Origin of the sequence: Aquabacter sediminis (assembly GCF_028863665.1) — a bacterium.
In the GTDB taxonomy this organism is placed as follows: domain Bacteria; phylum Pseudomonadota; class Alphaproteobacteria; order Rhizobiales; family Xanthobacteraceae; genus L1I39.
Genome location: NZ_JARBFX010000002.1, coordinates 173,367 through 191,501 on the forward strand (window position 1 = coordinate 173,367; position 18,135 = coordinate 191,501).

Annotated in this window: 13 protein-coding genes and 1 pseudogene; 10 read left to right on the forward strand and 4 right to left on the reverse strand. The window is 68.2% G+C overall.

Annotated elements, in window-relative coordinates; all coding sequences use genetic code 11:
• The first annotated feature begins 45 nt into the window (after nucleotides 1-45).
• The 3 genes from PV781_RS03830 to PV781_RS03840 all read left to right on the forward strand — a co-directional run bounded on the left by PV781_RS03830 (nucleotide 46) and on the right by PV781_RS03840 (nucleotide 4,387).
• Nucleotides 46-417 (forward strand): response regulator, encoded by a 372-nt coding sequence (locus tag PV781_RS03830; RefSeq protein WP_274774306.1) that lies wholly within the window; start codon nucleotides 46-48, stop codon nucleotides 415-417.
• The gene (locus PV781_RS03835) at nucleotides 414-2,549 is read left to right on the forward strand and encodes an ATP-binding protein (protein WP_274774307.1); all 2,136 of its coding nucleotides are present in this window, start codon (nucleotides 414-416) and stop codon (nucleotides 2,547-2,549) included. Before PV781_RS03830 ends, PV781_RS03835 begins: the two co-directional genes overlap by 4 nt.
• Before the next feature lie 281 nt (nucleotides 2,550-2,830).
• Nucleotides 2,831-4,387, forward strand: a complete 1,557-nt coding sequence (locus PV781_RS03840) for a bifunctional aminoglycoside phosphotransferase/ATP-binding protein (protein ID WP_274774308.1) — start codon at nucleotides 2,831-2,833, stop codon at nucleotides 4,385-4,387.
• On the opposite strand, the gene PV781_RS03845 is transcribed toward PV781_RS03840, so the two are convergent.
• The 4 genes from PV781_RS03845 to PV781_RS03860 all read right to left on the reverse strand — a co-directional run bounded on the left by PV781_RS03845 (nucleotide 4,372) and on the right by PV781_RS03860 (nucleotide 7,741).
• Complete coding sequence (locus tag PV781_RS03845; RefSeq protein ID WP_274774309.1) at nucleotides 4,372-4,752, reverse strand: hypothetical protein; 381 nt, start codon at nucleotides 4,750-4,752, stop codon at nucleotides 4,372-4,374. The genes PV781_RS03840 and PV781_RS03845 overlap by 16 nt on opposite strands.
• Before the next feature lie 119 nt (nucleotides 4,753-4,871).
• Nucleotides 4,872-5,942 carry a selenide, water dikinase SelD gene (gene selD, locus PV781_RS03850; RefSeq protein ID WP_274774310.1) on the reverse strand — a complete coding sequence of 357 codons (1,071 nt, stop codon included), beginning with the start codon at nucleotides 5,940-5,942 and terminating at the stop codon, nucleotides 4,872-4,874.
• 65 nt (nucleotides 5,943-6,007) lie between these two features.
• Nucleotides 6,008-7,153 carry a transglutaminase domain-containing protein gene (locus PV781_RS03855; protein WP_274774311.1) on the reverse strand — a complete coding sequence of 382 codons (1,146 nt, stop codon included), beginning with the start codon at nucleotides 7,151-7,153 and terminating at the stop codon, nucleotides 6,008-6,010.
• Nucleotides 7,154-7,195: 42 nt separating this feature from the next.
• Nucleotides 7,196-7,741: a TlpA family protein disulfide reductase gene (locus tag PV781_RS03860; protein ID WP_274774312.1), complete on the reverse strand. Its 546-nt coding sequence runs from the start codon at nucleotides 7,739-7,741 to the stop codon at nucleotides 7,196-7,198.
• A gap of 454 nt (nucleotides 7,742-8,195) precedes the next feature.
• Between PV781_RS03860 and fdnG the strand changes: the two genes are divergently transcribed.
• From fdnG to selB, 7 genes and pseudogenes are all read left to right on the forward strand, one after another.
• Complete coding sequence (fdnG, locus tag PV781_RS03865) at nucleotides 8,196-11,282, forward strand: formate dehydrogenase-N subunit alpha (RefSeq protein ID WP_274774313.1); 3,087 nt, start codon at nucleotides 8,196-8,198, stop codon at nucleotides 11,280-11,282.
• Nucleotides 11,283-11,296: 14 nt separating this feature from the next.
• Nucleotides 11,297-12,238: a formate dehydrogenase subunit beta gene (gene fdxH, locus PV781_RS03870; RefSeq protein WP_274774314.1), complete on the forward strand. Its 942-nt coding sequence runs from the start codon at nucleotides 11,297-11,299 to the stop codon at nucleotides 12,236-12,238.
• A complete protein-coding gene (locus tag PV781_RS03875; RefSeq protein ID WP_274774315.1) occupies nucleotides 12,235-12,930 on the forward strand; it encodes a formate dehydrogenase subunit gamma in 696 nt (231 codons plus the stop codon). Before fdxH ends, PV781_RS03875 begins: the two co-directional genes overlap by 4 nt.
• 160 nt (nucleotides 12,931-13,090) lie before the next feature.
• On the forward strand, nucleotides 13,091-14,023 hold the full coding sequence (fdhE, locus tag PV781_RS03880; protein ID WP_274774316.1) for a formate dehydrogenase accessory protein FdhE: 933 nt from the start codon (nucleotides 13,091-13,093) through the stop codon (nucleotides 14,021-14,023).
• Nucleotides 14,024-14,031: 8 nt separating this feature from the next.
• Nucleotides 14,032-15,459, forward strand: a complete 1,428-nt coding sequence (gene selA, locus PV781_RS03885) for an L-seryl-tRNA(Sec) selenium transferase (RefSeq protein WP_274774317.1) — start codon at nucleotides 14,032-14,034, stop codon at nucleotides 15,457-15,459.
• Nucleotides 15,446-16,282, forward strand: a complete 837-nt coding sequence (locus tag PV781_RS03890) for a tetratricopeptide repeat protein (protein ID WP_274774318.1) — start codon at nucleotides 15,446-15,448, stop codon at nucleotides 16,280-16,282. Before selA ends, PV781_RS03890 begins: the two co-directional genes overlap by 14 nt.
• A pseudogene (selB, locus tag PV781_RS03895) lies at nucleotides 16,279-18,096 on the forward strand (selenocysteine-specific translation elongation factor); the annotation flags it as partial. The gene PV781_RS03890 and the pseudogene selB, both read left to right, overlap by 4 nt.
• Nucleotides 18,097-18,135 lie beyond the last annotated feature (39 nt).

The following is an 18,135-nucleotide window of genomic DNA, read 5'->3' on the forward strand; positions in this document are numbered from 1 at the left end:
ATCCTCCCTAGGCGGAGGAACCGGCGGGGGCCGATGCGGTGGGCCATGAGTGAGCTTCTGATCGTCGATGACGAGCCGGAATTTCTCGACGAGCTGATGGAGGCGTTCGCCTTCAACGGCGTCGTCGCGCGCGCCGCTGGCAGCGCCACGGCGGCGCTCGCGCTGCTCGATTCGGACCGCGACATCCGCGTGGTGATCAGCGACATCCGCATGCCCGACATGGACGGGCTGGTGATGATCGAAACGGCCAAGACGCGCTATCCGGGGCGCGACCTGACTTTCGTCGTGATGACCGGGCATGCCGCCACCGCCGACCTCGACCGCGCCCGGGCGGCGGGGGTGCGTCACTGCTTCCCCAAGCCCCTGAGCTTCGAGGACCTCCAGGGCGCAATCCAGGAGGCGCTGGCGGACTCATGACCGCTTTCCGTCCCTGCAGCCGCCTGTGCGCCTTCATCATGAAGAATGGCGTGCTCTCCGCCGTGCTGCTGGTGTTTGCCGTCTGCCTGCCCTTTACCGCGGCGGCCGTGCTCTACGGCCTCGACAAGGAATCGCAGATCCGCGACACCGAGGAGATCGCCCGCAAGACCGCGATCCTGCTGGTGCGCAGCTTCGAGCAGGCGGTGGAGCCGGTGGACGCCCTGCTCCAGAACTTCGCCACCAATTTCGACCCGGACTGGACGCCGACCCAGACCTATGAGGCCATCCGGTCCTTCACCGTGCCCAAGTCCATCGTCCAGGTGAGCGTGGTGGACAAGAACGGTCTGTTCATCGCCAGCAATCTGGCCGCCCCCTCGCCGGAGCGCATCGACCTGTCCGACCGCGAGCACATCCGGGTGCAGATGAACGGCTCGGCGGGCGGGCATCTGTTCATCTCGAAGCCGGTGCTGGGCCGCGTCTCAAAGCAATGGACCATCCAGCTCACCCGGCCGCTCACCGATGCCAAGGGCGCCTTTGCGGGGGTGATCGTCGCCTCCTACAATATCGGCGACTTCATCGATTTCTATAAGCGCCTGCGCCTTGAGGACAACATGCTCATCGCCCTGGTGGGCTTTGACGGCGTGGTGCGGGCGCGCACCGCCGCGCTCACCTCCTTCGGCGACGACATTTCCGCCAGCCCTGCCTTCAAGGCCGCCCTCGGCAGCCGGACCGGCGCCCGTTATGACGAATTCAGCCTCGTGGATGGCATCCGGCGCATCGGCTACGTGGTCCGCTCCGAGCGCTATCCGGTCATGGTGGAGGTGGCGTTCGACGAAAGCTATGTGGAGGCCCAGACCCGCGACTTCCGCAACGCGGTGTGGGGGACCGCCGTGGGGCTCAGCATCTGCCTGCTCCTGCTGGGGCTGCTGGCGGGGCGCTACCTCACCCTCACCCAGCGCCTGCGCGCCCAAGAGGTGGAGACCCTGGCACGGGAATGGGAAGCCCATATGCTGGAGGCCATCAGCCGCGTGCCCGGCATCAGCGTGCTACATGTGGCGGGCTCGCGTGCCGCGCGCATCGGCGGCGAGACGGCCGACGGCCTCGCCGACCTGGTGGGCACCTATGTGCAAAGCGAGACCTTCCAGGCGGGCGTGAAGGGCCTCAAGGCGCCGCAGGTGCGCACGGTCTACCTGCCGGACGGAGAGATCCGGCGTGAGGTGCAACTTGTCGCCGCACCGCTGGCAGCGCTGCCCGACGCCGTGGCGAACAGCAAGACCGGCGGCAAGGACCTGGTGGTCTTCGCCGTCGACCAGACCTCCAAGCGCATGGAGGAAGACAAGCTCTACCAGATGTCGAAGCTGGCCTCCCTCGGCGAGGTGGCCACCGGCCTGGCGCACGAGATCAACCAGCCGCTGGGCGTCATCCGCCTCGCGGCCACCAATGCGCTGAACGGGCTCACGCGCGGCATGCCGCCCACGCACATGGAATCCAAGCTCCACCGCATCATCCAGCAGACGGTGCGCATGAGCCGGATCATCGACCACATGCGCATCTTCGGCCGCAAGAGTTCGGAGAGCTTCGAGCCGTCCGACCCGGTGGACGCCATTGACGGCGCGCTCCAGGTGGTGGGCGCTCAGCTGCGGCTCGACAATATCGCCGTCATCATCACCGCCACCCCGGGTCTGGCTCAGGTGCTGTGCCGGCAGGACCAGCTGGAACAGGTGCTCATCAACCTGCTCCAGAACGCCCGCGACGCCATCCACGAGCGGCGCAAGACGGCGGGCGAGGACTTCCACGGCCGCATCGAGGTCACCCAAAGGCTGGAGGACACCGCCACCCTGCTGCCGCCCACCGTGCGCATCGATGTGACCGACAATGCCGGCGGGGTGCCGGAGGCGATCATGGACAAGGTGTTCCAGCCCTTCTTCACCACCAAGCCGCCGGGCAAGGGCACGGGCCTCGGCCTCTCCGTGAGCTTCGGCATTGTCCGCGACCATGGCGGCACGCTCTCGCTGGCCAATGGCAAGGAGGGCGCCATCTTCACCTTGCGCCTGCCGGGCCTGAAGGTGCGCCAGGACCAAACGGCGCCGGCGCCATCAAGCGATGAGGCGCGCGAGCGGGCGTCGTCCTGACGGACCCGCCCGCCAGCGATGGACCTGCGGCTCTTCCGACCTGCACGAAGCACGGGCCCCATCTGGGACGGACCGGGCGTTCAGCCACGCCCGCGTCCCGTCCCGCCTCTCCATCCGGCGCGCGCATCTCCCGCCGCTTCTGAAACCGGCCGGGCGGTGGCAAGTTGACGTTCAAAGCGGCCCCTTGACCCCGGTCAAGGGCGCGCGCATCCCGCTCCGCCATGGTGCGGCACCCGTCCGCCCACGCCCCTCGCACAGGTCCAACCACCCGGAGAAGCCCGATGGACGATCACGTGGTGGAAGATCAGGCCGCCATCTTCGCTCTCCTGGCGGATCCGGCGACCCATGGCCTTTGCGAGCCGGTGCGGCGCATCGATACCCACGGCGCGGCGGTGTTCCTGGCCGGGCCCTATGCCTACAAGGTGAAGCGGGCGGTGGCCTTCCCCTTCATGGATTTCTCCACGCCTGCGCGGCGCAAGGCGGCGTGCGAAAGGGAAGTCACCCTCAACGGCGCCCATGCGCCCGGCCTTTATCTGGACGTGGTGGCCATCACGCGTGGCCCCGACGGCCTTGCGCTCGGCGGGCGGGGGGAGCCGGTGGACTATGCGGTGCGCATGCGCCGCTTCGACGAAGACGCGACGCTCGACAAGGTGGCGCAGGGCGGCCTGCCCGACGCCCTGTGCGCCCGCCTCGCCACCACCGTGGCCGAGGCCCATGCACGGGCGCCGGTGCGCGCCGACTTTCCCTCCGCCACCCATCTGGCCCGCATCGCACAGCAGAATGCGGATGATTTTCGCGCCGACCCGGCCCTCTTCCCCCCGGCTGAGGCGGCCGCCCTGGACGCGGCGACGCAGGAGGCTCTTCAGCGGGGCGCGGACCTCCTGTCGGCGCGGGCGCGCGCCGGCTATGTGCGCCGCTGCCATGGCGACCTCCATCTGCGCAACATCGTGCTGCTGGAGGGCGAACCCACTTTGTTCGACGCCATCGAGTTCAATGACGACCTCGCCACCTGCGACCTGCTCTACGACTTCGCCTTCCTCCTCATGGACCTGTGGGAGCGCGGGCTCCACCGGCCGGCGAACATCGTTCTGAACCGCTATCTGTGGACGCTGGATGAGGACGCTCATTATGAGGGCCTCTCCCTCCTGCCGCTATTCCTGAGCCTGCGGGCCGCGATCCGGGCCAAGGTGGAGGCGGCCGGGCTTGGCCATCTGCGGGCGGACGAACAGGCCGCGGCCCGGGCGCGCATCCAGCGCCAGTTCCAGGCGGCACAGGATTTCCTTGCGCCAAGCCCTGTGCGGCTGGTGGCCGTGGGGGGCCTGTCCGGCACCGGCAAGAGCACCTTATCGGCCGCCCTCGCCCAGCACCTGGGGCGGGCGCCGGGGGCGGTGGTGCTGCGCTCCGACATCACCCGCAAGGCACTGGCAGGGGTGGCCGAGACGGAACGCCTGCCGGCGGACGCCTATCAGCCGGGGTCGTCGGAGGCGGTCTATGCGGTCATTCGCCGGCGCGCGGGCCTTGCCCTTGCGGCGGGCCAATGCGCGATCCTCGACGCGGTGCATGCCCGCGCCCCCGAGCGGGAAGCCGCGCGGGACGTGGCGGAAAAGGCGGGCGCTGCCTTTACCGGCCTCTGCCTGGAGGCGCCCCTGGCGGATCTGGTGGAGCGGGTGGACGCGCGGCGCAACGATGCGAGCGATGCCACCGCTGCAATTGTCCGAACCCAGGCCGGCTATGAGACCGGCCCGATGGACTGGCACCGGCTCGACAGCAGCGGCGACCGGGGGGCGCTCCTTGAATGCGCCCTGCGGCGGGTGTCAGGCGATCAGCAATTGCCCTGAGCGGGAGCGGCCTTGGGGTCCACGCCTTGCACCACTTCGGGCTGGGCGGTGGGCGAGGCGGGGGTCGGCGCGTGGGGCGTCGTGCCGGTATGGGACCCACCCGTGCCGCCGGTCCAGGCTGTGGAGCCGGAACTGCCTGGGGCGGTGCCCGAGCCCGGCCCCTGGTCGGGGGGCGTGGCGGACGAATGGGGCGGCATGCTGCAATCGGAGCGGCCCGAAGCGGGCCCTGGCGTCGGGCCGCCCGCCTGGGCGAAGGCCCCGCTGGCGCACAGGAGCAGCGCGGCAGCACCGAGGGCCAGACGGCGGGTGGCGGCGGACGCGACGCGGGCGGACGTGTTTGGCGTGGAGAGGTGTGGCGTGGGCATGGAGGTCTCCCTCTGGTTTCGCCCTCAACGCGGGCACCTACCGCCAAGTTCCCCTACGCCCCTCCGCTACGTCCCTCCGCTCCGTCCGTCCCGCCGCTCGCCCGCGCTTGCCCTCTGCCTCAAGCCGCCACAGTCAGCCCCGGCGCCCCCGCCTCGACCGTGCCGATGCGGCGGGCCAGCGGATAGCCGGCGGCGGTGATTTCGGCGAGGAGGCGGTCCGCCTCTTCCGGCGCGCAGGAGACGAGCAGGCCGCCGGAGGTCTGCGGGTCGGTCAGGAGGTTGCGCCGCCAGTCATCGAAGCCCGCCGGCAGGTGCACCTCGGCCCCATAGCTCGTCCAATTGCGCCCCGAGGCGCCGGTCACGAAGCCCTGGCGCACCAGCGCCTCCGCATGGGAGAGCAGCGGCACCGACGACCAGTCCAGCCGGATGGCGACCTTGGAGCCCCGCGCCACTTCCAGCGCATGGCCGGCAATGCCGAAGCCGGTCACGTCGGTGACCGCATGGACGGCCGGGTCCTTGGCGAGGTCCGCACCCACTTTGTTGAGAAGGGTGGTGGAGGCGATGAACTCGTCATAGGCGTCGGAGGAGAGCGCATCCTTCTTGAAGGCGGCGGAATAGACGCCCACCCCGATGCCCTTGGTGAGGATGAGCGCATCGCCCGGCTTGGCGTCCGCATTGCGGCGGATGTCCGCCCGCTTCACCGTGCCGATGACGGCGAGGCCATAGATGGGCTCGGGGCTGTCGATGGAATGGCCGCCGGCCACCGGAATGCCCGCCTCGGCGCATTTGGCGGCGCCCCCCTGGAGGATGGCGCGCACGGTCGCCGTGTCGATCTTGCCCAGCGGCATGCCCAGGATCGCCAGCGCCATCAAGGGCGTGCCGCCCATGGCATAGACATCGGAGATGGCATTGGTGGCGGCGATGCGGCCGAAATGGTCGGGGTCATCCACCATGGGCATGAAGAAGTCGGTGGTCGCCACCACGCAGGTGTCCCCCTCCAATTGCCAGACGGCGGCATCGTCCCCCGTCTCCGTGCCCACCAAGAGGCGCTCGAAGGGGCCGGCCATCGGCGCGCCGGCGAGCAGTTCCTGGAGCACGTTCGGGGCGAGCTTGCAGCCGCAGCCGCCGCCATGGGCGAGCGAGGTGAGGCGGGCGGCGGGCTCGGCGACAGGCGGGACGGACGGGGTCATCGGCAAGGGGTCTCGCTTTGGACGGAAGGGAGCGGGCGGGCCGCTGGCGACCCACCCGCGAGGCATCAGGCCGTGATCTCGGCCGAGCGGATGGAATAGCGGAAACTGTCGGGGTCGAGGCAGTCCAGCATGCCCATGGCGGTGACCGCCTGCGGATACATGAGGAAGGGCAGGCGCGCGCCCGCGTGGCCCGGCAGCGCCACGTCATGGGCGGTGTTGTAGGCGAACCAATTGCCTTCCCAGCCGCCGAACAGCGCCTTGCGGGCGGCCACCACCTTGGGATCGTCGAGGGTCAGCTTGCCCGGGGGCTCCTCCAGCACCACCTTGCGCACATCCGCCGGGTCCATGGGCACCCAGCCGAATTGCGAGAGATAGACCTCGGCCCGACAATGCTGGGCCTTGGTGACGATGTCGGAATTGGCGCCCAGGCTCTTATAGCCGAATTGCGAGGGCACCACGCGCAGGCCATAGACATCGCGCGCCGGAATGCCCTGTGCCCGCACGAGGCCCACGAACAGCGCGTTCAGGTCCGCGCACTTGCCGCCGAGATCGCCGCTTTTCAGCATGGCCGCGATGTCACCGATGCCGCAGCCGCGGGTGGCGGCGTTGCGATAGGTGTTTTCCACGATCCACTCGAAGATAGCGCTGACCTTTTCCAGGTCGCCGCTGCGTGTGCCGACGATCTTGTCCGAGGTCTCCTTGACGATGCCGCCGGTGGGGATGAGGTCGGTCGCGGCGGTGTTGAGCTGGCGTTCGGCGGTGGTGAGCGGCGAGGGCGTGCCGGGCTGGGTGAGGTCCACCGTCCAGTCGCGGGTGGTGGCCTTGGAGGTCAGCTCTACCTTCGGCGCCTTCTCGCCCTCGGCAAAGACCAGGTGCAACATGTCGGCGCCGGAGGCGGGATCGCGCACCAGCTTGGCGGAGGCGGCATTGGTGGTCCAGCTGTTCTCACCCGGCTTGAACCAGTCGGGATTGGTGAAGGAGGCCACCGGAAGCCAGGCCTGGACCTGGCCCTCGGGTTTCAGGATCTCCACCGTGGTGACGATCTGGTAGCTCCGCCAGCGGCCGACTTTCGGCGCAAACAGCATCGGCGCAGTGGCGCCCGCCGCCGGAGCGCCGGATTGGGCGCCCGATTGGGCGAAGGCGACGCCCGGCAGGGCGGTGGCGGCGCCCATGGCAAGGCCGGCTTTGAGAATGTCGCGTCTGGTGGTCATCGCCTGTCCCTCCCGTCTGGTCGTGAATTGATGGCTGGTGCTTCAGGACCCCTTTGCGCCGGGCATGAGGGCGGCAAGGAGCGCTTCCACTTTCGGATCGTCCCAGTCCACCTCGCCCACGGCCTGAAAGCGCGGCAGGCCGGCGGCGAAGACCAGGGTAGTCGGCAGCATGTCCACACCGAAGGCGCGGGCGGCGGCACGGTCGGGGTCCATGAGGATGGGGCCGGGCGGAACCAGCTCCGCAAATAAGCGGCGCACCCGCGCCTCGGGCTCGGCGACATCGATCAGCACCACGCGCAGCCCCGCGCGCCGGGCGGCGAGCCGCGACAGGGCCGGCAGCTCGGCCCGGCAGGGCTCGCACCAGGTGGCGAAGAAATGCACCACGAGCACGCCCGGCCCCGCATCGGGAACGGCGCGCCTCGCCCCGGCGGCCGGGCCGACCAGGGGGAGCAGCGGCAGGAAAAGGGCGGACAGGGGCGGCCCCGCATAGGGGACGAGATCCACCGGCCCGGCACGGGCGGGGCCATTCAGCCCGGATAGGATCACAATCAGGCTGGCGAGCAGAACGCCCTTAAGACGGGGCAGCACGAGACGTCCGGCAGGGCGCAGAGGCCAATCGCCCTTCCCGCCCAAGGGCCGGGAGGACAGGGAAAAGGGCTGCGATGCGCGTCTGCCCCGACCCGCGGGAGCGACCAGAAAGTCCACACCTGGACTGTGAACCTCAACCCCCGGGCAGTCAACACGAGGCCACTTCCTACCGCACTGCAATAAATACCAGGACAAACCGAACCCGAAAACGTTCGCACATGCAAAAGGGACCTTTTCAAAAGGCACGATGCCGCAGAGGAAGCGGGTGCGATTTCTTTCTTCACAGGAATTTGCAAGCAAAATGAAAGAAAAACCGGGATCGCGCGGCCCCGCTTCCGTTTGACATGATACCAATTCCAAAATAGCCTTGTTTTCTGTCGGAATCCCGACGCAGGGCGCGCTCGTCGCCCTGGCCATGTCCCCCGTCGGGGGCGCTTATCGGAGATCACCTTCGATGAATATGGAGCTCTCGCGGCGCCAGTTCTTACGAACGGCGGGTGCGGGGATCGCGGGGACGACGCTTGGAGCCTTCGGCTTCGGCGGCGTCGAAGAAGCGCTGGCGGAAGCGATCCGGCCGTTCAAACTCGTCAACACCACCGAGGTGCGCAACACCTGCACCTATTGCTCGGTGGCGTGCGGCATCCTCATCTTTTCCAAGGGCGACCTGAAGAAGGGCGAGAAGGCCGAAATCACCCATATCGAGGGTGACGTCGACCACCCGACCAATCGCGGCACCTTGTGCCCGAAGGGCGCGGCCCTGCTTGACATCGTCCATTCCAAGACGCGCCTCCAATATCCGATGATCCGCAAGGCGGGCTCGGACAAGTTCGAGCGCGTGAGCTGGGACGTGGCGCTGGATCGGATCGCGCGGGTCCTCAAGGACGACCGCGACAAGAATTTCATCGCCAAGAACAATGACGGCGTGACCGTGAACCGCTGGGTGACCACCGGTTTCCTCGCCGCCTCGGCCACCACCAATGAGACCGCGTTTGCCACCTACAAGGTGGTGCGCAGCCTCGGACTTCTGGCATTCGACAACCAAGCGCGCGTTTGACACGGCCCCACGGTGTCCAGTTTGGGCCCAACTTTTGGCCGTGGCGCGATGACCAATTCGTGGACTGACATCAAGAACACGGATCTTGTGGTCATCATGGGCGGCAATGCCGCCGAAGCGCATCCGTGCGGATTTAAATGGGTGACGGAGGCGAAAGCCACCCGTGGCGCCAAGCTCGTCGTCGTCGATCCGCGCTTCACGCGGTCCGCGGCGGTGGCGGACTATTACGCGCCCATCCGTCAAGGTTCCGACATCGCGTTCCTGCTGGGCGTGATGAATTACTGCATCCAGAACAACAAGGTGCAGTGGGAATATGTGAAGGCGTTCACCAACGCCGCCTATCTGGTGAAGGACGGCTTTACCTACCAGGACGGCCTGTTCACCGGCTATGACGAGCAGAAGAGGGACTACAACCGCTCCACCTGGGACTACCAGATGGGACCGGATGGCTATGCCCTCACCGACCCGACCCTGCAGGATCCCCGCTGCGTCTGGAATCTCCTGAAGCAGCATGTGTCCATCTACACGCCGGACATGGTCTCGCGCATCACCGGCACGCCCAAGGACAAGTTCCTGAAGGTGTGCGAGATGATCGCCGAGACGTCATCGCCCACCAAGACGATGACCTCCATGTACGCGCTCGGCTGGACCCAGCATTCCAAGGGGTCGCAGAACATCCGCTGCATGGCCATGCTCCAGCTCATCCTGGGCAATATCGGCGTGCGCGGCGGCGGCATGAATGCGCTGCGTGGTCACTCCAACATCCAGGGGCTGACCGACCTCGGGCTCATGTCCAACCTGATCCCCGGCTATCTGACCTTGCCGACGGAGAAGGAAGCCGACTTCGCCACCTACATGTCGACGCGCGGCTTCAAGCCGTTGCAGCCGAACCAGATGAGCTACTGGCAGAACTACAAGAAGTTCTTCGTCAGTTTCCAGAAGGCCATGTGGGGTGCGGCGGCAACGCCGGAAAACAACTTCGCCTACGACTACCTGCCGAAGCTCGACGTGCCGGCCTATGACGTCCTGCGCGCCTTCGAGCTGATGGACCACGGCAAGATGAACGCCTATTTCTGCCAGGGCTTCAATCCCCTGCAGGCGTTCCCCAACAAGGCGAAGCTGGCTTCCGCGCTCTCCAAGCTGAAGCTGCTGGTGGTGATGGATCCGCTGGAGACGGAGACGGCACGGTTCTGGGAGAACCACGGCGTCTACAATCCCGCGGACCCGGCCAAGATCCAGACCGAAGTGATCCAGCTCCCCACCACCTGCTTTGCGGAGGATGAGGGCGCGCTGGTGAATTCCGGCCGCTGGCTGCAATGGCACTGGGCGGGCGGCACGCCTCCGGGCGAGGCCAAGCACGACGCCTGGATCATGGCGCAGATCCATCTGCGCGTGAAGGAATTGTACAAGAAGGAAGGCGGGGCCTTCCCCGATCCCATCGTCAACCTCCACTGGCCCTACAAGGACCCGAACGAGCCCACTCCCGAGGAGCTCGCCAAGGAAATGAACGGCTATGTGGTCGCGGACGTGATGGATCCGAACGACCCCACCAAGAAGATCCTGGAGAAGGGCAAGCAACTGCCCGGCTTTGGCGTGCTGCGCGACGACGGCTCCACCGCCTGCGGCTGCTGGATCTATTCCGGCTGCTTCACGGAGGCGGGCAACATGATGGCCCGGCGGGACAATTCCGATCCCGACAATACCGGCGCCTATCTGAAATGGTCGTTCGCCTGGCCCGCCAACCGGCGCATCATCTACAACCGCGCCTCCGCCGACATCAACGGCAAGCCGTGGGACGACACCCGCAAGCTGCTGTGGTGGGACGGGGCGAAATGGACCGGATACGATGTGCCGGACATCGCCCCCACCGCCAAGCCGCAGGATGTGGGTCCCTTCATCATGAACCCGGAAGGCGTCTCCCGCCTGTTTGCCCGGGGCATGATGCGGGACGGTCCGTTCCCGGTGCATTACGAGCCGTTCGAGAGCCCGGTGGCCAACGTCATCGCCCCCAAGGTCCGGGGCAATCCGGTGGCCCGCGTGTTCAAGGACGACTTCGCCCAGTTCGCCGACGTGGCGTCCAAGGAGTTCCCCTATGCGGCGACCTCCTACCGCCTCACGGAGCACTTCCACTACTGGACCAAGAACAACCATGTGAACTCGGTCCTGCAGCCGGAATTCTTCGTGGAGATCTCGGAGGAGCTGGCGAAGGAGAAGGGCATCGCCAATGCCGCCTGGGTGCGCGTGTGGTCGAAGCGGGGCTCGGTCTTCGCCAAGGCCTATGTGACCAAGCGCATCCGTCCGCTCACCGTGGACGGCAAGACGGTGCACATCGTGGGCATCCCCATCCATTGGGGGTTCGTGGGCGCGGCCAAGAAAGGCTTCCCCGCTAACGTGCTCACGCCCTTCGTGGGCGATGCGAACATCGAGACGCCGGAGTTCAAGGCGTTCTGCGTCAATATCGAGCCCTCGCCCGGGCCGGTGGCATGAGGGAGGACTGAACCATGTTTCCCCCAGCCCCAAATCCCCCGATCACCGCGACCCCGGCCAAGTTCGGGGACAAGGACCTGATCCGGAAGTCGGCGTCCACCATCACGCCGGCCTCCCCGCGACAGACCGAAGTGGCCAAGCTCATCGACGTGTCGAAGTGCATCGGCTGCAAGGCCTGCCAGGCGGCCTGCCTGGAATGGAACGATCTCCATGAGGAGATCGGGACATTCAACGGCAGCTACACCAACCCGCCGGACCTGACCCCCAACACCTTCACGCTCATGCGCTTCACCGAATGGGTGAACCCGCAGACCGATAATCTGGAATGGCTGATCCGCAAGGACGGCTGCATGCATTGCGAGGATCCGGGCTGCCTGAAGGCGTGCCCGGCGCCCGGCGCCATCGTGCAATATTCCAACGGCATCGTGGATTTCGTCCACGAGAACTGCATCGGCTGCGGCTATTGCGTGAAGGGGTGCCCGTTCAACATCCCGCGCATTTCGCAGGTCGATAACAAGGCCTACAAATGCACCTTGTGCTCCGACCGCGTGGCGGTGGGACAGTGGCCGGCCTGCGCCAAGGCCTGCCCCACCCAGGCCATCGCGTTCGGCACCAAGGACGAGATGAAGACGTGGGCGGACGGTCGCATCAAGGATTTGAAGTCCCGCGGCTATGCCAATGCGGGCCTTTATGATCCCCCGGGCGTGGGCGGCACCCACGTCATGTATGTGCTCCAGCATGCCGACCAGCCGCAAATCTATGCGAACCTGCCCAAGGACCCGCATATCAGCCCGCTGGTGGAAGCCTGGAAGGGTGTCACCAAATATGTGGGCCTCGCCGCCATCGGCCTCGCCGCGGCGGTGGGCTTCGTTCACCACGTGGTCGCTGGTCCCAACAAGGTGACCGCCGAGGACGAGGAGAATGCCGAAAAGCTCACGGGGAGTGACCGCTCATGAGCGCCTATGACCTGGAAAAGGGCGACAGCGTCCATAAGGGCCATCCGGTGACGGTGGACCGCTATACGCTGGGCGCCCGGATCAACCATTGGGTGACAGCCATCAGCCTGATCCTGCTGGCCTTGTCCGGCATGGCCCTGTTCACGCCCAAGCTCTATTTCCTGACCGCCCTCTTTGGGGGCGGTCAGTGGACCCGCGCCATCCATCCCTGGATCGGCGTGGTGCTGTTCTTCTCCTTCGCCGGTCTCTTCCTGCGCTTCTGGAAGGCGAACCTGTGGAAGCGGGAGGACGGCACTTGGCTCGCGCGCATCCGCGACGTGATCGCCGGCCATGAGGAGCGCCTGCCGGAAGTCGGCAAGTACAATGCCGGCCAGAAGGGCGTCTTCTGGGGCATGTCCTTCCTCATCATCGTGCTCATCACCAGCGGCTTCGTGGTGTGGGACCAGTATTTCTACGCCTTCACCACCATCGAGCAGAAGCGCATCGCCATCCTCGTCCATGCGCTGGCGGCGGTGGCCATCATCTGCGTGTGGATCGTGCACGTCTATGCGGCCATCTGGGTGCGCGGCACCATCTCCGCAATGACCAAGGGACAGGTCACTGGCGGCTGGGCGTGGCGCCATCACCGCAAATGGCTGCGCGAACTGGTCTCCACCCGCCGCGCCGGCAAGCCGCCTTCGCCGGCGGAATAGGTCATCTCCCTGCGAGGCGGCCTTGTGCCGCCTCGCGTCCCCGCCTTGACCAAGCGTCATGAAATTGCCGGCCCCGGCGTCGAGTGTGGCGCATCGCGCATTCGCCTCCGGCGCGCGTCCCGTTTTCAACCACGTGACCCGTGAGGTTCGTGAGGTCCCCATGTCCGATTTTCCGAGCGCCGTCCTGCCTGATCCGAGCGTCATCGGCGGCGTGCCGCAACCACCCTTCGCGCGGCTCCCCGCGCCCCTGTCTCTGTTCGAGATCCGCGCCCGCCGCCTCGCCGCCTTGACCGAAGACAGCATGCTGGCGGCCTATCTGAACTTCCTGGCCGGCATCGCCAGCGCCCAGCACGCCATCCAGCACGACGAGGCCGCCCCCCTCCCCACCCCCGAAGGGCCGGACGCGGAGACCCTGGAGCGCGCGCGGGCCTATGGCATGCCGCCGCTCGACCGCACCCGCTTCACCCAGGATCCCGCCTTCGAGGCGACCCTGGACCGCCTGCTCGCCAAGCTGGAGGGCCTCGACAAGCCCGCTCCCGCCGCCGCCGCCCTCGCCCGCGTGCAGGCGGCCGATCCCGCTGGCCGCGACGCTTTGGTGCGCAACGTGCTGGCCGATTCCATCCCCATGGAGGCGCTGGCCGAGCATGTCTATGTGGCCGCCGCCCTCCAGGTGCATTTCGCCCGGCTCGCCGCACGGCTCGACGAGGCCGGCCTCGTGGAAGTCGGCCAGGGGGTGTGTCCCACCTGCGGCGGCCCGCCCGCCGCCAGCGTGGTGGTGGACTGGCCGCAGATTGCCGGCGCCCGCTATTGCGCCTGTTCGCTCTGCGGCACCTGGTGGAACCATGTGCGCGTGCGCTGCGTGCTGTGCGGCTCCACCAAGGGGATCGGCCTCCAGGAGGTGGAGGGCGGCTCCGGCGCCGTGAAGGCGGAGACCTGCGATAGCTGCCACGGCTATGTGAAGGTCATGTACCAGTCCAAGGACCCGCTGGTGGAGCCGCTGGCGGACGACGTGGCGAGCCTTGCCCTCGATTTGTTGATGAAGAACGGGCCCTATCGGCGCGGCGCTTTCAATCCCTTCCTGCTCGGCTATTGAGGGCGGCCATGACCGAGCAGAAACCCGCTCTCGCGGGCGCCTTGCGCGCCTTGCCCTCCGTGGACCAGTTGCTCTCCGCCGCCCCCGAGGCCGTGGTCCGCCATGGCCGCGCGCCGGTGGTGGCGGCCGCACGCAACGCCCTGGACGCCGCCCGCGCGGCCCTGCGCGCCGGCACGCTCCCCTTCTCCGAAGGCGAGGCGCTCGGCGCCCTCACCAAGGCCGTTGAGGCGCAGCTTGCCGCGCAGGCCCAGCCGAGCCTGCGGCCTGTCTTCAACCTCACCGGCACGGTGCTGCACACCAATCTCGGCCGTGCCTTGCTGGCGGAGGAGGCGGTGGAGGCCGCAACCCGCGCCATGCGGCAGGCGGTGACGCTGGAATTCGCCCTCGACGGCGGCAAGCGCGGCGAGCGGGACGACCATGTGCGCGGCCTTTTGTGCGCGCTGACGGGCGCCGAGGACGCCACCGTCGTCAACAACAATGCCGCCGCAGTGCTGCTGGTGCTGAACACCCTCGCGCACGGCAAGGACAGCATCGTCTCGCGCGGCGAGCTGATCGAGATTGGCGGCGCCTTCCGCATGCCGGACATCATGGCGCGCGCCGGCACGCGCCTTGTGGAAGTGGGCACCACCAACCGCACCCATGCCCGCGACTATGAGGGCGCGCTCGGCGCCGAGACCGGTCTGGTGGTGAAGGTGCACACCTCCAACTACCGCATCCAGGGCTTCACCAAGGAAGTCCCCGCCCGCGAATTGGCCGCTATTGCTCACGGGGCCGGAGTGCCGCTTTTCAATGACCTGGGCTCGGGCACGCTCATTGATCTGGCCGACCATGGCCTGCTGCACGAACCCACCGTGCGCGAATGCGTGGCGGAGGGCGCTGATATCGTCACCTTCTCCGGCGACAAGCTCCTGGGCGGGCCGCAGACCGGCTTCATTGTCGGCCGGCGCGATCTCATCGCGCGCATCAACAAGAATCCCATGAAACGGGCGCTGCGGGTGGACAAAATTCGCCTCGCCGCCCTGGAGGCAACGCTGAAACTCTATCAGGACCCCGACCGGCTGGCCGCCCGCCTGCCGACGCTCCGCCTTCTGGCCCGCACCCCCGCCGAAATGGCGCCACTGGCCGCGCGCCTCGTGCCCGCCCTCGGCGAGCGGCTGGGGCCGGGCTTCACCGTGACCACCCGGCCCTGCCGCAGCCAGATCGGCTCCGGGGCGCTGCCGCTGGAAACCCTCGACAGCCTCGCGCTTGCGCTCGCCCCGGCGGATGGCTCCGGCCGGAAGCTGGACGCCCTCGCCACCCGCCTGCGCGCTTTGCCGGTGCCCGTCATCGGCCGCATGGAGGACGGCGCGCTCCTCCTCGATTTGCGGTGCCTGGAGGACGAGGCCGGTTTCCTTGCCACCTTCGCCGCATGGGAGGATCGCCATGAGCTGGCTTGATCGCCTTCTCGGGCGCAAATCCGCCGAGACCAAGCCGGACGCCGCGCCGGTGGACCTCAACGACCAGGACGCGGCCATGGCCCGCGCATTGGATGCCGCGCGCACCGGCGACTATGACACCGCCCTCGACCTGTGGGAGAAGCTCGCCCGCATGGGCAATGCCCGTGCCGCCAACAATATCGGCGCCTGCTTCTCGGAAGGCTATGGCATCGAGAAGGACATGGAGCTGGCCCGCCAGTGGCTGGCTGCCTCCGCCCAGGCGGGTGACCCCGTGGGCCAGCGCAATCTCGCCACCCTCTATTTCAAGGGCGAAGGCGTGCCGCAGGACTATGCCCATGCCGCCGAGCTTTATCGCGCCTCGGCGGTGCAGGGCGACGGGCCGGCGCAGGATATGCTCAGCTGGATGCTGCTGGAAGGTGAGGTGATGCCCGCCGATCCCCGCGAGGCGCGGCGCTGGGCGCTGGCCGCCGCCGAGCAGGGCATCGCCACCGCCATGACGCGATTGGGCATGATGGCCCACAATGCGCTTGCCACCACCCGCGACCCGACGGAGGCCGCCCGCTGGTGGCGCATGGGCGCCGAGCGGGGCGATGCGGACGGGCAGGCCATGCTGGGCGCCGCCTATCATCTGGGCGCCGGCGTTCCGCGCGATCCGGTGGCCGCCTATGAATGGCTCTTGCGCGCGGAAGCCGCCGGCAGCGGCCTGGCCGCCCCCTTCCTGGAGCCGGTGCGCGGCGCGCTGACCGCCGAGGGCGCCGCCGAGGCGGTGCGCCGCGCCAAGCAGCCTTTGCCCGCCCCGCAGACGGAGACCGCCGGCGCATGATCATCGGGACGGCCGGCCATATCGACCACGGCAAAAGCGCGCTGGTGCGCGCGCTCACCGGCGTCGAGACCGACCGCCTGAAAGAGGAGAAGGCCCGCGGCATCTCCATCGACCTGGGCTTTGCCTATCTGCCCGTGGAGGGCGGGAGCACGCTCGGCTTCATCGACGTGCCCGGCCATGAGCGCTTCGTCCACACCATGCTGGCGGGGGCCACCGGCATCGATTTCGTGCTGCTGGTGGTGGCGGCCGATGACGGCCTGATGCCGCAGACCCGCGAGCATCTGGCCATCCTGGACCTGCTCGGCCTCGACCGGGGCCTTGTCGCCCTCACCAAGTCCGACCTCGTGGACGATGAGCGGCTCAGCGCTGTCACCGCCGAGATCGAAGGCGCGCTGTCCGGAACCAGCCTTCAAGGCGCACCCGTCCTGCCTGTCTCCGCCCTCACCGGCGCGGGGGTGGAAGAGGTGCGCGCCCATCTGGTGGCAGCCGCCCGGCACGCGCCGGACCGTGCCGCCGACGGGCGGTTCCGCCTGGCCGTGGACCGCTCCTTCACCTTGGCCGGCGCCGGCACCGTGGTCACCGGCACGGTCCTTTCCGGGACGGTGAAGGTGGGCGACCGCGTGGTGGTGAGCCCCACCGGCCTTGAAGCCCGCGTGCGCTCCATCCGCGCCCAGGACACCCCCGCCGAGCAGGGCCGCGCGGGCGACCGTTGCGGCCTGAACCTTGCCGGCGAAGCCATCGCCAAGGAGGCGATCGCGCGGGGCGACGTGATTGTTGATGCCACCCTCCACGCCCCGGCCGACCATCTGGACGCGACCTTGAAGGTGCTGCCGGGCGAACTGAAGCCCGTGGGCCAATGGTTCCCCGTGCGCCTCCATACCGCCTCCGTGGATGTGGCCGCCCGCGTGGTGCTGCTGGGCGATCCCATTGCCCCCGGGCAAGGTGGCCTCGTGCAATTGGTCACCGAGCGCCCTATCGCGGCCGCCGCCGGCGACCGCTTCGTGATTCGCGACACCTCCGCCCAGCGCACCGTGGGCGGAGGGCGCTTCCTGGACCTGCGCGGCCCCGCCCGCAAGCGCCGCACGCCCGAGCGCCTCGCCCAATTGGCCGCCCACGCCCTCACCGACCCCGCCGAGGCGGTGGCCGCCCTCCTCGCCGCCCCGCCTTATCTCCTGGACCTTGCGGCCTTCACGCGCGACCGCGCACTCAGCGCCGGGGCCGCCGACGCCCTGATCGCCGGCCTCGGTCTTATCCCCCTGACGGCAGACGGCCTGGTGGTCGCCCCCGCCGCCTGGACCGCCCTGCGCGCGGCGACGCTGGCCACCCTCGACGCCTTCCATCTGGCTCACCCCGACCTGCCAGGCCTCGGCCAGGAGAAGCTGCGCCTCCAGATCGAACCCCGCCTGCCCGCCCCCGCCTTCGGCGCTGTGCTGCGCCGGCTGATGGCCGAGCATCTGGTCAGCCTCGACGGCGCCTGGGTGCGCCGCGCCGGCTTCGAGGTGCGCCTCACCCCCAAGGACGAAGCCCTGTGGGCTACGGTCGCTCCCCTCATCGGCGGCACCGAGCGCTTCCGCCCGCCCCGGGTGCGCGACCTTGCCAACATGCTGGAAGAAACCGAGCCGGAGATGCGCCGGATGCTGCGTTTGCTCGGCCGGATGGGCCGCGTGGACGAGATCGCGCACGACCATTTCTTCCTCCGCGGAACAACGGCGGAGATGGTCAATATTCTGGCGCGCCTAAGCCGAGATCACACCGAGTTCAGCGCCGCCCAGTTTCGCGACCAGGTGGAAAACGGCCGCAAGGTGGCGATCCAGATCCTGGAATTCTTCGACCGCCACGGGGTCACCTTGCGC

What these genes read in the sequence shown, in the direction of transcription:
- PV781_RS03830 (WP_274774306.1), top strand. Translation starts at nt 46, where the DNA reads ATGAGTGAGCTTCTGATCGTCGATGACGAGCCGGAATTTCTCGACGAG.
- selA (WP_274774317.1), top strand. Translation starts at nt 14,032, where the DNA reads ATGACCGAGCAGAAACCCGCTCTCGCGGGCGCCTTGCGCGCCTTGCCC.
- PV781_RS03890 (WP_274774318.1), top strand. Translation starts at nt 15,446, where the DNA reads ATGAGCTGGCTTGATCGCCTTCTCGGGCGCAAATCCGCCGAGACCAAG.
- fdhE (WP_274774316.1), top strand. Translation starts at nt 13,091, where the DNA reads ATGTCCGATTTTCCGAGCGCCGTCCTGCCTGATCCGAGCGTCATCGGC.
- PV781_RS03845 (WP_274774309.1), bottom strand. Translation starts at nt 4,752, where the DNA reads ATGCCCACGCCACACCTCTCCACGCCAAACACGTCCGCCCGCGTCGCG.
- PV781_RS03840 (WP_274774308.1), top strand. Translation starts at nt 2,831, where the DNA reads ATGGACGATCACGTGGTGGAAGATCAGGCCGCCATCTTCGCTCTCCTG.
- PV781_RS03855 (WP_274774311.1), bottom strand. Translation starts at nt 7,153, where the DNA reads ATGACCACCAGACGCGACATTCTCAAAGCCGGCCTTGCCATGGGCGCC.
- PV781_RS03835 (WP_274774307.1), top strand. Translation starts at nt 414, where the DNA reads ATGACCGCTTTCCGTCCCTGCAGCCGCCTGTGCGCCTTCATCATGAAG.
- fdxH (WP_274774314.1), top strand. Translation starts at nt 11,297, where the DNA reads ATGTTTCCCCCAGCCCCAAATCCCCCGATCACCGCGACCCCGGCCAAG.
- selD (WP_274774310.1), bottom strand. Translation starts at nt 5,942, where the DNA reads ATGACCCCGTCCGTCCCGCCTGTCGCCGAGCCCGCCGCCCGCCTCACC.
- PV781_RS03875 (WP_274774315.1), top strand. Translation starts at nt 12,235, where the DNA reads ATGAGCGCCTATGACCTGGAAAAGGGCGACAGCGTCCATAAGGGCCAT.